The organism is Pseudomonas sp. FA-1 (assembly GCF_056856075.1).
Map to the genome: position 1 here is coordinate 252,385 of NZ_JBWXTH010000007.1, position 14,115 is coordinate 266,499.

Genomic DNA, 14,115 nt, shown 5'->3' on the forward strand with positions numbered 1-14,115 from the left:
TTCATGATCGTCTCAACCCGGGGCCGCCATGACAGCACGACAGGACGTGTTCGTCGAGGCGGCGTTGGGCTGAGGCGGCTTCGTGGAACCAGGAGGGAGTTGCCCTCCTTTTCGTGGCACCAGGGCGCTCTACACGGTGTGACCCCATTCTGTAGGAGCGGGCTTGGCCCGCGATTGGGCTGCGCAGCAGCCCCAGGCGCCGATCAGAAGTTGGCCGGGGTGTTGGCGCTGATGATCTCGGCTTCGTCAGGGCCGATGTTCTTGAAACTGTGCGGCAAGGTGGTGGGGATGTAGTACCCGTCGCCGGAATTGAGAATGCTCACATGCCCATCGACCCACAATTCTACTGTGCCACGGGTGACCAGGCCGCATTCTTCGCCTTCGGAGTGCACGATCGGCTCGCCGGAATCGGCGCCCGGGGCATAGAGCTCGCGCAGCATGCGCATCTGACGACCTTCGACGCTGGCACCGACCAGCAGCATGCGCAGGCCGTTGCGGCCCAGGTCCGGTTGTTCGCCGGCACGGAACACGTAGCGCTCTTCGCGCACGGGCTCGTCGAAACTGAAGAACTCGGCCAGGGACATCGGGATCCCTTCGAGCAGCTTTTTCAGGGAACTGACCGACGGGCTGACACGGTTCTGTTCGATCTGCGAGATCGTCGAGTTGGTCAGGCCACTGCGGCGGGCCAGTTCCCGTTGGGAGAGGTTGTTGCGTTCACGCACCAGTTTGAGTCGTGTCCCCGTGTCCATAGCCGCCTTGTTAGATAGAGAGGTGTCAAAAATAATGGGCGACGCATTAAAGCACACTCTGGGCGGCAACGCGCTGTGCTTGTCAGTGGCGTTGGTCGGTGGGCGTCGGCCACACTCCGATCACCAGTAACAGCATGCCCACCGCCAGGAAGGGCAGGCGTGGGTCCAGGGCATAGACCAAGGTGCCGGCCAGCGGCCCGATCACGGCGCCCATGCCCTGGGCGGCGCCAACGGAACCGGCGGTCGCGCCTTGTTCCGAGGCATGCATGGCATTGGCCGCCAAGGCCGAGAAGGCGGGGAAGACAAAGCCCATGCCGCCAGCCGCGACGAAGAACGAAGCCCACAGCCAGGGTGCGCTGGCGGCCAGTGCGGCACAGGCGAAGCCCAGGGCCGAAACGCTGGCACCGATGCGGATCATCTTCAGCGGCGGCCACTCCAAACGCCGCAGCAGCACTTGCACCAGTATCAGCGCCACGCCGACCATGGTCAGGGCGATGCCGGCAGCCTGGGCGGCATCGGCCGGGCCCAGTTGCAGGCGATCGAGCGCGAAGAAGCCGACGGTGATCTGCGACACCGTCACGCTGAGCATGGCGCTGAAGGCTACCAACAAGGGGCGGCGTAGGCGTCGGTCACCCAGCCGTACCGGGCTAGGCTCATGGCTATGCGCCAAGGGTGGAGGCTTGAGCTTGAACAGCAGCACGAGGAAGGCACCCGCTGGCAGCAGCGACATCACATAGAAGGGCATGCTCAAACTGTGGCGCGCCAGCAGCGCCGCCAGTGCCGGGCCCAGCACCAGCCCCACGGCATTGGCAGCGCCCAGCGAGGCCATGGCGCACACCCGGCGTTGCGGCTCGACATGGTCGGCGATCAGGGCATTGGCGCTGACCGGCAAGGCAGCATAGAAGGCGCCGATCAGGCCGCGGGTGAGCATCAGGCCGACGAATGCCAGGGTCGCCCCCGGCATCCAGCGCAGCGCGCCGTCGATGAAGAGGCACAGCGACCAATATGAAAGCGTGAACCCCGCGCTGCCCAGCAGCAGGATGCGCCTGCGCCCGTAGCGGTCGGCGGCGCGCCCCCAAGGCTGGGCCAACATCACCCAGACCACGCCCGCAACGGTGACCGCAGCGCCGGCCTGCCAGGTGGCCATGCCCAGCTGGCGGGCGATCGGGCCGATCAACGACACGAAGGCCATCATCGACAGGGTGCACGCACCGCTGATCAGCAGCAGTGGGCGCAGGTCCAGGGTCGCAGGAGGCGTTGGAACAGCAGGGTCCTTTGCAGCGCTCATGGGCAGTCCAGTCGGTTGGAGGTCGATGCCCAGTTTGCCCCGCAACGCTCATTCGCCGCGGCGCACAGGGCCAGGCCACATGCTACGCAATACGCCGTCCCGGCGCACCCAGGCATGCATCAAGGCCGCTCCCAGGTGTACGAGAATGGTGGCGAACAGCAGGTAGCCGGCCCAGCCGTGGGCCTGACGCAGCGCTGCGTACAGTTGCAGGTTGTGCGGGGCGATGGCCGGCAGTTGCAGCGGGCGCGGGTAGTCGCCGGCCGACAGCATGGCCCAGCCCAGCAGCGGCATGGCCAGCATCAGGGCATACAGCAGCAGGTGCGAGGCACCGGCTGCCAGGCGTTGGATCGCCGGCAGGTCATGTGGCAAGGGGGGATGGGGCAGCGCCAGGCGCAGGGCGATGCGCAACACCACCAGCACCAGCAAGGCCAGGCCCGTGGCCTTGTGCAGCTCGACCATCAGTGGATGGCGGGGCGACAGATCGCCGACCATGCTCACGCCGATGAACAGCATTGCCAGGATCAGCACGGCCATCAGCCAGTGCACCAGCCGGGCGAGGGGATGGAAGACAGTGACGGTCATGGACGGGCTCCGGTATCGAGGGACTCGCGGCTGCGGCGATTGAAGGACTCCGAGTACGCGGCCGAGCGGGCCGCCAGGATCGGGTCGGCGGAAGGCGTGATGCCCGGGGGCAGGATCAGCGGGTCGAAGTTGATGTCGCGGCAGGCGCCTTGCTCGGGCGCGTCGACCTGTTCGATGACCAGGGTGCCGGCATCGACGCGGCGCCGTGCGGCGGGCCAGGGGCGCGAGGCGTCGTCCTGCGGGTCGCCCGGCTCGGCGAGTACCAGGATCAGGCTCCAGCGCAGCGGGCCCTGGCTCAGGCGCTGTTGCAGATCGTGTTGCAGGAACTGCTTGTCGTCGATCTGCGCTGGCAGCGGGGCGAAGGGGGTCTGGGGCTCCAGCTGCCAGCGCACCGGATGGGCCTTGTCGCCGCCGTCCCTGAGCACGAAGGCATTGATGCTGTGATACTGGGTGCTGGCGAAGCTGTCGCTGGGTTTGTAGCTGGCGGCCCACTGACGGAAGGCCGCACTCTCCGGATGCGCAGCGAAGAAGGCTTGCAACTTTGCCGGGTTCGGTTTGCCAGTGGCCGGATCCGGCGCCATGGCCAGGACCTGTTCGTAGAACGCTTGCGGCGTGCCGATCGCGAGCACTGGCGGGTTGTTCATGCCGGTCCGCCAGAAGTGTCCGTCATCGGTGCTGAACTGCAGGGCCAGGCTGCGTACCGGGATGCTGGTGTCCGGGGCGAACGGGTTGGCGCCACCGATGGCAAATCGGCCAATGACCGGCACCCGAGGCTGGCTGAACACCCTCGCGCTGGACAGCGGCTCGGCCAGCCCGCTGCTCTGGAAATAGCCGCTCACGCACAGGCCTTTGGCGTGGTTCTTGCGATAGCCAGGGTAATGGCCGGCCTGGGCTTCGAAGGTGTCGATGATGCGCTGAGGCGTCAGCGCCGGGGCGCCGATCCAGCCGGCGGCGTAGGCGAAGCCGGCGCCCAGGGCCAGCAGGGCCGCGCCGATGGCCGTCAGGCGCAAGGCCTTGGCCGGGCCGTGCAGAGGAGTGGTCATGGTCAGGTTCCACGCAGTGAATGAGCCGGTACGACGGGCTGGCCGGAGATTTATTCCCGCCGTGGGAATAAATGTCGTGCGGGCGCGTCTGCCCCTTTAGACTGACCCCCAAAGGCCCTGGACCTGACCATGCATGACCTGGATGAACAACAGTGGCGCGAACTGCTGCAACGGCTGCGCCGCTTCGCGTTGTGGCTGTGCCGTGAGTCGGGCAGCGCCGACGATCTGGTCCAGGCCACCGTCGAGCGCGCCCTGCGCCGCAGCGGGCAGCAGCGTGACGCCGACAGCCTGCGCGCCTGGCTGTTCACCATCCTCTATCGCCTGTTTCTCGACGGCAAGCGCCGCGAGCGCCTGCATGCCCGCTGGCTGGCCTGGTTCGGGCGTGGCCAGGAGGACGCGGTGGGTGGCGAAACCGAGCGCATCGTCCTGGCCCATGCCGATCTTGCGGCCTTCGCCCGACTGTCCACCGAACAGCGTGCGTTGCTGTTGCTGGTGAGTGTCGAAGGGTTGAGCTACAAGGAGGCCGCCCAAGCCTTGGGCATCCCCATCGGTACGGTCATGTCGCGCCTGTCGCGTGCCCGTGCCGCCCTGCGCGACATGACCGAGGGCCAGCCCACGCCCCCGGCCTTGCGGAGACTGAAATGACCCTGTTGATTCCCACCGAACATGAGCTGCATGCCTACGTCGATGACCGGCTCGACCCGGTGCGCAGAGCCCAGGTTCAGGCCTGGCTGGCAGCCAATCCACAAGAGTCGGCGCGGGTGGACGCGTGGCGCAACGACGCCCGGCGCCTGCGCGCGGCCCTGGCCGGCTTCGAGCAGAACAGCACTACTACCGACTTGGACCTTGGCCAGTTCAGGCGGCGCTTGCGTCGGCGTCGCCAGCGGCAGTGGGCATCGGCTGCGCTGCTGCTTCTGGCGCTGGGCGTGGGTGGGTTCGGTGGCTGGCAAGCCCGTGAAGCGACGCTGGTGGTCGATACCCTGCCGATGGCGGACGCCGTGCAGGCCCATCGTCTGTTTGCAGGGGCGGCCACGCTGGATGTCCAGGCCGGCGACCCGCAGCGCCTGCAGGCTTGGCTCGAGCGCCACTTCGACCGCGTAGGGCAGTTGCCGGACCTCGGTGTCTACGGGTTCCAACCGGTGGGCGCCCGGCTGCTGAGCAACGAACAGGGCCCGGCGGCGCTGCTGGTGTTTCAGGACAACAAGGGGAAGCGCATCAGCCTGTTCCTGCGCTCGCCCAGCGAACGGTTTGCACGCATGCCCAGCGGGCAGCGGACGGAGGGGCAGCTCGAAGCGCGCTATTGGTCCCATGGCGCTTACAACTTTGCCTTGGTCGGCGCCGCCGACGATGGACGTGCCGATCAATTGCGTCAGGCGTTGGGTGTGAGCCTGTAGTCGCGGGCTCGCCAGGTGTAACTATTTAACGCGTGCCCCTGGACCGACCTCTCTAGCCTCACCGCTTCATTTCTCGGTGGGGGATTCGCGGTATGGGTAACGTCAGTGACAATGCGCAATCGACGACGATGGACATGATGGCCATTGCGCAGCAGTTCCAGGATCAAATGATCGCCAAGCGTCTGCCCGACTGGATGGGCAAGGTCCGGACTTCTGATTTCACGCTATTGAGGGATGCGCTGGCCGAAGGGCTGCAAAGCCGTCAGCGATTGGCCAAGTGCTGGAGCAAGATCGAAAGCCTCGACAGCTTCTGCATCACGCGCTTGAACACTGCGCTGCAAGAGCAGTTCGACGCTGGTCTGGATGCAAAACAGCACTTCCTGCGCCAGTGGTATACCTACACGAGCCCTGAGCACAGTTACTACACCAGCCACTACCCGACGCCTGCGAGCGATTACTTCGACGTGTCACTGCTCAGCGCGGCAATGTCCAACTTCAGCAAGGCCCAGGCTGCCGAAGGCGGGCAGCATGTGCGTAACACGCTGGTCAATGGACCAGGTGTCACTGTCGAGACCCCCTCGGTAATGGAGTTTGCAAGGTTTTGCCGGGAACTGGACCTGGGGGGGCAGTACCAGAGCCACCTTGAAGCGGTACTCGAGGCCAAAGAACAGCAGGAGGTCCAGGACTGCAAAGCCTTGCTGAAGATGCAATATCGCTCAAACCTCTTGGTGGATGCCTTCAAGGCTCACGCCGAAGGTGTGCTCAGGGACGCCGAGCTGGAATTGATCATCGGTCTGTATACCGACGGCAAGCTGGGGCGGCTCGAAGGCGCACCGGTGGTCGCCAAGCAGCTCAAGGCATTCGACTGTCACCTTCAGCAGATCGTGGTGTTGGACGTGATCGACGAAGGCCTGCTGCTCAACAGCAGCAAGCGGGTGCTGGTTTATATCCCAGGGGATCGACAAGGTGCCTGGTGCGTCGCCAAGGACCTGGAAAGCTTCGCCAGGAAGATCTTGGGCAAGCGCCTGCGTGATGAGAACTACCGGCAGTTCTTCGAGCGTTTCGTCCCCCAGCGCGACCGCCCAGCATTCTTTGCCAGCGTCAAACAGCGGGTGGGCGATGTGGCCGACTGGGCCACGCGAGAGCTGGACCAGCACATGAAGGCCTACCCGACGCCCTTGTTCGAGCACCTGGCGACGATGCGCATCCAGCAAATCAAGGACGATGCGGCAGTATTCGCTACACCCGTCGCGAGGATCGACGGTGATACTGCATTGGCCAAGAGCGAGCGCCGGCATGCGCAGGGAATGGCACTGTTGGCGCTTGCAGGGCTGTTCATCCCGGCCGTCGGTGCGGCCTTGCTGGCGGTGATGGCCTGGGAGCTGCTCAGCGAAGTGTTCCAGTCGGTCAAGGACTGGCGGGAGGGGGACACCAACGCGGCCCTGGACCATCTGGTGAACGTAGGTAAGGACATAGCCCTGCTGGCTGCTACGACTGCCGGGATCGCGGCGGCGCGGACGCTGTGGACGCGCAGCATCATCGTGGATGGTCTGGTACCGGCGATGCTCGAAGATGGCAGCGAAAAACTCTGGAACCAGGACCTGGCGCCTTACGTCAGCGAACCGCCACCTGCGCAGGCCATCGTCGATGAACGCGGGGTCTATCGCCTGGGCGAGCAATCCTGGATCGAGATGGAGGGGCATTACTACCCGGTCTACCAAGCGCAGGACAGCGAGGATTGGTACCTGGAGTCTTACGAGAACCATGCGCCACTGCTCGAACACAATGGTGCCGGTGCCTGGCGGCTGTGGAGCGAACGGCCTGCGGAATGGCGCGGCACCGAACGTATGTTTCGCAGGTTCGGTGCCACGTACGGCCGCCTGAGCGATCAGCAGATCCGACAGGCCCTGCTGGCCCATGGCCTGGAAGAGGACCATCTGCGGGCCGTGCATGTCTTTGCCACTGCCCCTGAGGCAGAACTGACCGATACGGTGCATCGCTTCGTGCTGGCCAATCGCATCGTTGAGCTCAGGGATCGCTTGCAGGGAGGTGGAACTGTGACGGACCTGGCGCTGCTTCACGAAGCACTGGCCCTGCGAGGCGCGACAGGGCTGGAAGGCGAAGCCCTGGCCGAGTTGGTCTGGGATCAGCGACGGTTTTTGTTTCAGCGCCTTTACGACCAGAGCAATACGATCGAGGACGCTTCGGTGCAAGCGTTGCGTCGGGATTTCCCCAGCCTGCATCGGCTTGCTGCCGAGCAGCTCCTGAGTGAGGCAAGCGATGGTGACCGTGAGCTGTTGGCCCAGACCGGGCGGATCCCCTTGCTGATGGCCCAGGCTGCCCGGCAACGGGCGCTGCGTATTCGGGTGGCGCGGGTGTTCGAGGGGCTTTTCATCGACACACCGCAGACGCTCGATATGGCACGTGGCGTCATCAAACTGATCGATACCTTGCCAGGGGCGCCTCAAGGCCGGCATTGGGTGCTGTTCGAGGGGGACGGCCTGCTGGCGCCTCAGTCTACAAACGGGGCCATCGAGACGATCCACCTCAGCCACCAGGACGGCATGTTCGTATTGCGTGATGAGCGTGGCCATCCGCTTGACCAGCCCGGCGAGTTGTTCGACGTGTTGGCAGACGTGTTCACCCAAGCGCAGCGAGAGGCGATGAATATTGGCGAGCCGTTCGCCGAACAGCTTCGCGAGGCGTTGGCCAAGGACGTAGCCTCGCGCCGCCAGGACCTGGCCGAACTGATGGGGCGTGAACAGCCCACGCCTTCCTTCCTGGTGCCGTTTCGTCTGGACGATGGTCGGGTCGGTTATCCGTTGAGTGGAGGCCGGCGGCTCTTTGGTTTCGGCAGCCCCCGGTCGCTGAGGGCCAAGCTTCGGTACTTGTACCCCAGCTTCGGTGACAGGGATATCCAGGAATGGCTGCGAGCCATGCAGGAAGGTGGCAACAATCTACAGGATGCGCTTAACGACCTGGAGGATCAGCACGAACTGCTCACCACTACCCTGACGAGCTGGCAGCGAGAGGGGCTCCTTCACTATGAGCGCAACGCGCGCTACCTGATGCGTAAGGAACTGATCCGTTGCTGGCGCCAACTGATACCCGAGCAGCCCAAACCGTTGGAAGATCAGTTGCGTTACAGGTTTTCCCTCAGGGGGCTGGATGTGAGCCGTTTGCCGGGGCTTCCCGAGCCAATCAGTTTCCCACACGTTAGCGCGATCGACTTGCGTTCGATGGCGCTTGAACAGCTTCCCGACGGTTTCTTGAATGCTTTTCCGAACCTGCTTTCGGTGGAAATCACCCATTGCAAGCTGAAGCGGTTCCCGCAGATGACTGGTTTGCGGGGGCGCTTGCGAATTCTCGATCTCTCCGACAACAAGATCCGCCTGGATGCCGAGCAGGTAAAGCTGATCAACGAGTGCACAGCATTGGAATATCTGAACCTGTCACGCAACCCGCTGAAACTCCCATTTTCAATTACGGGAATGCCAAGGCTGACAACATTGATATTGCGTGATGCCCAGCTGGACTCAATGCCCCTTGGTGTGCAATCGCATCAAACGCTGTACGAACTGGACATGATGGGCAATAACCTTCTGGTGGTGCCTGAAAATCTTCGCGAGTCGCCGCTGTGGGACAAAGGCAGGGTACGTTTTTCAAGTAAGGCGCTGGAGCTTTGGGTGAAGCAAGTACGTGCCTGGTATCGGCCCGATGACGGCAGGGTTCCGGCGCGCTTGCTTTGGCTGGATCGTATCGATGCCAAGAACCGGGACGAAATGGCGCATCGCTGGCATCTACTGGTAAGCGATCCCGAATCCGAGGAATTCGTTCGGGTGTTGGAGCGCCTGGTGCAATCCAAGGACTTTGCCCTAGACCAAGCCTCACGCGACCTGGCTGACCGCATCTTCTCCCTGCTCGGCGCTATGGCCGAAGATGAAGCGCTGAACGCGCATTTGTTGGCACTGGCTCAGGAACCCAACTGTGGTGACAATGCCCTGTTGCGTTTCGTCGACCTGGAAAACTGGAAGCTGGCGTGGGACGCCGAGCATAATGAGTACGAAATCGATCCAGAACCTGGGCTGTTGCGCTTGGGGGGACAGCTTTGGCGGCAAAACGCGTTGGAGGAGTACGCCAGGCGTTTTGCCGCAAGCATGCCTGGTCCTGTGGATGAGGTCGAGGTGGTGCTCGCATTTCGGGTTCGTTTGTACAAGGACCTGAAGCTGCCGGGCCACCCCAGTCAAATACGTTTCGTAGAGGTGGTGGGCAACATTGAGGAAGGCGTCAAGAACGCCCGCGAAACCATTTTGGGAGGCCAGGACGAGGACACGCTTTCATTGTGGATGGTCAACCAGCCTTTCTGGAACAAGTACCTGGAGCATGCCTATGGGTCCAAACTCAAGCTGCCTCGAGAATACCGCAAGCAAGAGCAGGAGTTGTCCCGCCGCGGTGGGACCCGGCAGGAATTTGATGCGCTTCAGGCCCAAGTGAACCAATGGCGGCTCGACCAGCGCCTGGCGTTGACCAAGGCGGTGATGCGCCGACAGGCGTCGCAGTGGCAGCTCTCGACACCAGGCGAGCCGGTCTAGCCCAGCGTACGCTCCAGCGCGCCGAGCAACAGGCTCTGCATCAAGGCCAGCCCTTGGTCGCTGTCCAGCCCACGCCCGCTCAGCTGCCCGGGCAGCTGATTGAGCAGCGTGGCCAGCACATGCCCGGTGGCTGCCAAGGCCTGGCCCTGCAACCGGGCCTGTGGCGCGATCAAGTGCAGCAGGCCCTTCTCGTAGCGCGCCCGTGCACTGGCCAGACGGGCTTGCTGGTCTTCGTTCAGGCAGCAGAAATCCCGCTCGGCCAGGCGGAACTGCAGGGGGCGCTCCTCGTGCAACTGCCAATGTGCGGCAATCAAACAAGGCAGCACCGCCTGGCCGCGCGCGAGGGCGCGCCGGCCTTGATCAAGGGTCGCTTGCAGCTCTTCGTAGAGCTCCTCGATCAAGTCGTACAACAGGTCCTGTTTACTGGGGAAATGGTGATACAGCGAACCTGGGGTCAGGCCCACATGCGCCGCCAGCTCGCGCATGCTGACCTGACCAAAGCCTTTTTCGGCAAAGAGCGCCATGGCCTTCTCGCGGCGCTCTTCGAAGTTCGCACAGCGTAGGGCGGCGGTGACTGGCATGACGCACTCCCGATCAGTAGCTGAAGAAACCGCGACCGCTCTTACGGCCCAGGTAGCCGGCGGCGACCATTTCCTTGAGCAGCGGGGCTGGGCGGTACTTGCTGTCGTTGAAACCCTCGTGGAAGGCCTCCATGATCGCCAGCAAGGTATCCAGGCCGATCAGGTCGGCCAGGGCCAGCGGGCCGATCGGCTGGTTGCAGCCCAGGCGCATGCCGGTGTCGATGTCCTCGGCACTGGCCAGGCCTTCCTGGCGTACGAAGATCGCCTCGTTGATCATCGGCACCAGGATACGGTTGACCACGAAGCCTGGGCGGTTGCCGGCGGTGATGGGCGTCTTGCCCAGCTTCTCGGTCACCACCAGCGCCTGGGCATAGGTGCCGTCGCTGGTCTGCAGGCCGCGGATGATCTCCACCAGGGCCATCATCGGCACCGGGTTGAAGAAGTGCACGCCGATGAAGCGCTCCGGGTGCTCGATGCTGGCGGCAAGGGCAGTGACCGACAGCGACGAGGTATTGGTGGCGATCAGGCAATCATTGCGCACATGGGCGGCGACCTGCTTGAGGATGCGTTGCTTGAGCTCAAGGTTCTCGGTGGCTGCCTCGATCACCAGCTGCGTGCTGGCCAGCTCGGTGTAGTCGGTGCTGGTGCGGATGCGCGTCTTGGCCGCCTGGGCCTGGTCGGCTTCCAGGGTACCTTTGTTGACCTGGCGTTCCAGGCTCTTGCCCAGGGTCGCCACGCCGCGCTCCAGCGCCGCCTCGGACACATCGATCAGCAGCACCTGGTAGCCCGCCACGGCGCAGACCTGGGCGATGCCGTTACCCATGGTTCCGGCGCCGATCACGGCAATCTGTTGAATGTTCACGTCCAGGCTCCTCAAACGCGCTCGAAGACCACGGCGATACCTTGGCCGCCGCCGATGCACATGGTGGCCAGGGCATAGCGGCCCTGGGTGCGGTGCAGTTCATGGATGGCCTTGGTGGCGATGATCGCACCAGTGGCGCCGACCGGGTGGCCGAGGGAGATGCCCGAACCGTTCGGGTTGACCTTCTCCGGGTCGAAGTCCAGCGCGCGGGCCACGGCACAGGCCTGGGCGGCGAAGGCTTCGTTGGACTCGATCACATCCAGGTCATGAATGGCCAAACCGGCCTTTTCCAGCACCTTGCGCGTGGCCGGGATCGGGCCCAGGCCCATCAGCTCCGGCTCGACGCCAGCGTGGGCGTAGGCCACCAGCCGCGCCAGGGGCTTGAGGCCCAGGCGACGCACGGCGTCACCGGTGGCCAGGACCAGGCCGGCTGCACCGTCGTTGATACCGCTGGCATTGCCGGCGGTGACGCTGCCGTCCTTCTTGAACACCGGCTTCATGCCGGCAAGTTGCTCGGCGGTCACCTCGGCGCGCACGTGCTCGTCGGTGCTGAACTGCACGCTGCCTTTGCGGGTTTTCAGCTCGATAGGGACGATCTGGCTGGTGAAACGGCCTTCGGCAATGGCGCGGGCGGCGCGGCGCTGGCTGGTCAGGGCCAGCTCATCCTGCATTTCCCGGGTGATGCCGTGCTTGGCCGCGACGTTTTCGGCAGTGATGCCCATGTGGAAGTGCTCGAAGGGGTCCTGCAACACGCCCACGGTATAGTCGATGCCTTGCAGGTCGCCCATGCGTGCGCCCCAGCGGGCTTGCGGCAGTAGGTAGGGGCCACGGCTCATGGATTCGGCGCCAGCGGCCAGGGCCACGTCGGCGTCGCCCAGCAGCAGCGTCTGCGCCGCCGAGACGATGGCCTGCAGGCCCGAGCCGCACAGGCGGTTGACGTTGAAGGCCGGGGTTTCCTTGGGCACGCCGGCATTCATCGAGGCGACGCGGCTGAGGTAGGCGTCACGCGGCTCGGTGGGGATGACGGTACCCATGACCACATGGCCGATGTCGGTGGCGGCCACCCCCGAACGCTCGATGGCGGCGCGGCTGATGGCGCTGGCCAGGTCTGCCAGCGGCAGGTCCTTGAGTGACCCACCGAAACCACCGATGGCCGAACGGACTGCGCTTACGACGTAGATCTCTGCGTTGCTCATGGAAGGCTCCGATTGCAAAGGCATGGCGGGACCGGCACAGGCTCTGCGAGAATGGCCGGCGTTCCCGGAATGGGTCGAGTCTAGGCAAACGCCTGGGCCGGGCCTATGCCGGATCTGTTCAGTAAACCTGGCATTTTTTGCCACCCAGCATAGACAGTGAAAACCAGCCATGCGCGATAGCGATTCGGTCGCGGTGTATTTCCTCAATGCCATGCTGCACAGCCTGCGCGAGCGCCCCGACGAGCGCGATGCCTACCTGCGCGCGGTAGGCATCGACCCGGCAGTGCTCGCGCAGCCCCAGGCACGGGTGCCGGCCAAGGCCTTCGCTCAGCTGTGGCTGGAGCTGATCCATGTGCTGGACGACGAGTTCTTCCATCTGGACAGCCACGGTATGCCCATCGGCAGCTTCGCGCTGATCTGCCGTGGCCTGATCCAGGAGCCCACCCTGGAAAAGGCCCTGCGCCAGTGCCTGGGCAATTTCGCCTTGTTCATGCGTGACCTGCGTGGCGCGTTCTCGGTGCGAGGTGGCCGGGTGGTGATCAGCGTGCAGTCGACCATCGCCGACCCGCTGACCCGGGTGTACGCCGAGGAGACCTTCCTGGTGCTGGTGGTCGGCTTGCTCTGCTGGCTCGCCGGGCGGCGCATCGCCATCGACCGTACCGAGCTTGCGGTGGCCCGTCCGGCCCAGGAGGACGACAGCCTGCTATGGGGGCCTGACCTGCGCCTGGGCAGCGGGCGTACCGAGGTGGAGTTCGACAGCGCCTACCTGCGCCTGCCAGTGGTGCAGGACCTGGCCGCCCTGAAGACTTTCCTGCGCAGTGCACCCCAGGGGCTGGTGATCCGCTTTCGCAACCAGAACGGCCTGGCGGCGGTGGTCTATCGCCACCTGCGTGCCCGGCGCTACGGCCAGTGGCCGACCCTGCAGGCCATGGCCGAACAGCAAGGCATCAGCGCCAGCACATTCCGTCGCCAGTTGGAGCGGGAAGGGCGCTCGTACCAGCAGATCAAGGACGAGGTGCGTCGGGCCATGGCCTTCGAGCGCTTGCGCGAAGGGGTACTGAGCATTGCCGAGATCGCCGAGCAGGCCGGCTTCCAGGAGCCCAGCGCCTTTCATCGAGCCTTCAAGAAGTGGACCGGGTACAGCCCGGGCAGCTATCGGGCGCGATTGGCCGGGCGTTAGGCGCAACGGCCTTGATGCGCCCGGGCGCGCGCCATCAGGCCGGCACCATGGCAAAGCCCACGCCGAAGCGGTTCCAGGCATTGATGGTGGCGATGGCCAGGGTCAGGTTGGCTACCTCTGCCGGTTCGAAGTGCGCTTGCAGGGCTTCGTACTCGGCCTGTGGCGCGCCCCGCTCGGGCAGACGGGTGAGGCTTTCCACCCAGGCCAGGGCTGCGCGTTCGCGTGGGGTGAAGTACTGGGTCTCGCGCCAGGCGCAGAGAGTCTGCAGACGGGCTTCGGTTTCCCCGGCCTTGCGTGCATCGTTGGCGTGCATGTTGACGCAATAGGCGCAGCCGTTGATCTGCGAGGCGCGCAGGCGGATCAGTTCGAGCAGCGAGGTTTCCAGGCCGCTGTTGGCCAGGGCCTGCTCCAGGCCGATCATGGCTTTGTAGGCTTGCGGGGCGTGCTTGGCCCATTCGATACGGTCGTGCATGGTGGACTCCGGTGTGAGGGTGGATAGTGTTCTCGGCCGCGCTGCAACCGATCGCGGGACGAGCCCGCTCCCACTGGGACATACCTTAGCGCCGTGGCCATGGATCGCCCGATAGCCAATCTTCGGTTTTGCCAGGGGACCAATCGATCCATTCAGGTGGCCACTGAACTGCATCC

The 14,115-nt window shown here is 64.5% G+C and carries 12 protein-coding genes; 4 read left to right on the forward strand and 8 right to left on the reverse strand.

Annotated features, from left to right (window positions below):
• Window positions 1-203: 203 nt before the first annotated feature.
• The 4 genes from AC1MHZ_RS15060 to AC1MHZ_RS15075 all read right to left on the reverse strand — a co-directional run bounded on the left by AC1MHZ_RS15060 (window position 204) and on the right by AC1MHZ_RS15075 (window position 3,668).
• On the reverse strand, window positions 204-749 hold the full coding sequence (locus AC1MHZ_RS15060; protein WP_196143115.1) for a cupin domain-containing protein: 546 nt from the start codon (window positions 747-749) through the stop codon (window positions 204-206).
• A gap of 82 nt (window positions 750-831) precedes the next feature.
• On the reverse strand, window positions 832-2,037 hold the full coding sequence (locus tag AC1MHZ_RS15065; protein ID WP_482966567.1) for an MFS transporter: 1,206 nt from the start codon (window positions 2,035-2,037) through the stop codon (window positions 832-834).
• A 48-nt stretch (window positions 2,038-2,085) separates the two neighbouring features.
• Window positions 2,086-2,619, reverse strand: coding sequence for a cytochrome b (locus tag AC1MHZ_RS15070; protein WP_084853598.1), 534 nt, complete (start codon window positions 2,617-2,619; stop codon window positions 2,086-2,088).
• Window positions 2,616-3,668, reverse strand: coding sequence for a catalase family peroxidase (locus tag AC1MHZ_RS15075; protein ID WP_482966577.1), 1,053 nt, complete (start codon window positions 3,666-3,668; stop codon window positions 2,616-2,618). Before AC1MHZ_RS15075 ends, AC1MHZ_RS15070 begins: the two co-directional genes overlap by 4 nt.
• Window positions 3,669-3,791: 123 nt before the next feature.
• Here AC1MHZ_RS15075 and AC1MHZ_RS15080 point away from each other — a divergent pair, with 123 nt between their 5' ends.
• The 3 genes from AC1MHZ_RS15080 (at window position 3,792) to AC1MHZ_RS15090 (ending at window position 9,648) form a co-directional block, all read left to right on the forward strand.
• Window positions 3,792-4,307, forward strand: a complete 516-nt coding sequence (locus AC1MHZ_RS15080; protein ID WP_084853595.1) for a sigma-70 family RNA polymerase sigma factor — start codon at window positions 3,792-3,794, stop codon at window positions 4,305-4,307.
• Entirely contained in the window at window positions 4,304-5,056 is a 753-nt protein-coding gene (locus AC1MHZ_RS15085) for an anti-sigma factor family protein (RefSeq protein ID WP_368830221.1), read from the forward strand. Before AC1MHZ_RS15080 ends, AC1MHZ_RS15085 begins: the two co-directional genes overlap by 4 nt.
• Window positions 5,057-5,148: 92 nt before the next feature.
• Entirely contained in the window at window positions 5,149-9,648 is a 4,500-nt protein-coding gene (locus AC1MHZ_RS15090; RefSeq protein ID WP_482966568.1) for an NEL-type E3 ubiquitin ligase domain-containing protein, read from the forward strand.
• Here the strand turns inward: AC1MHZ_RS15090 and AC1MHZ_RS15095 are convergent.
• The 3 genes from AC1MHZ_RS15095 to AC1MHZ_RS15105 are packed head-to-tail and all read right to left on the reverse strand — an operon-like array spanning window position 9,645 to window position 12,287.
• Window positions 9,645-10,229 (reverse strand): TetR/AcrR family transcriptional regulator, encoded by a 585-nt coding sequence (locus tag AC1MHZ_RS15095; RefSeq protein WP_084853587.1) that lies wholly within the window; start codon window positions 10,227-10,229, stop codon window positions 9,645-9,647. The genes AC1MHZ_RS15090 and AC1MHZ_RS15095 overlap by 4 nt on opposite strands.
• 13 nt (window positions 10,230-10,242) lie before the next feature.
• Window positions 10,243-11,091: a 3-hydroxybutyryl-CoA dehydrogenase gene (locus AC1MHZ_RS15100; protein WP_084853585.1), complete on the reverse strand. Its 849-nt coding sequence runs from the start codon at window positions 11,089-11,091 to the stop codon at window positions 10,243-10,245.
• An 11-nt stretch (window positions 11,092-11,102) separates the two neighbouring features.
• Complete coding sequence (locus AC1MHZ_RS15105; RefSeq protein ID WP_084853583.1) at window positions 11,103-12,287, reverse strand: acetyl-CoA C-acyltransferase family protein; 1,185 nt, start codon at window positions 12,285-12,287, stop codon at window positions 11,103-11,105.
• A gap of 169 nt (window positions 12,288-12,456) precedes the next feature.
• Here AC1MHZ_RS15105 and AC1MHZ_RS15110 point away from each other — a divergent pair, with 169 nt between their 5' ends.
• Window positions 12,457-13,467 carry an AraC family transcriptional regulator gene (locus tag AC1MHZ_RS15110; RefSeq protein WP_084853582.1) on the forward strand — a complete coding sequence of 337 codons (1,011 nt, stop codon included), beginning with the start codon at window positions 12,457-12,459 and terminating at the stop codon, window positions 13,465-13,467.
• A gap of 34 nt (window positions 13,468-13,501) precedes the next feature.
• On the opposite strand, the gene AC1MHZ_RS15115 is transcribed toward AC1MHZ_RS15110, so the two are convergent.
• Window positions 13,502-13,939 (reverse strand): carboxymuconolactone decarboxylase family protein, encoded by a 438-nt coding sequence (locus AC1MHZ_RS15115; RefSeq protein ID WP_482966569.1) that lies wholly within the window; start codon window positions 13,937-13,939, stop codon window positions 13,502-13,504.
• Between the last annotated feature and the right edge of the window lie 176 nt (window positions 13,940-14,115).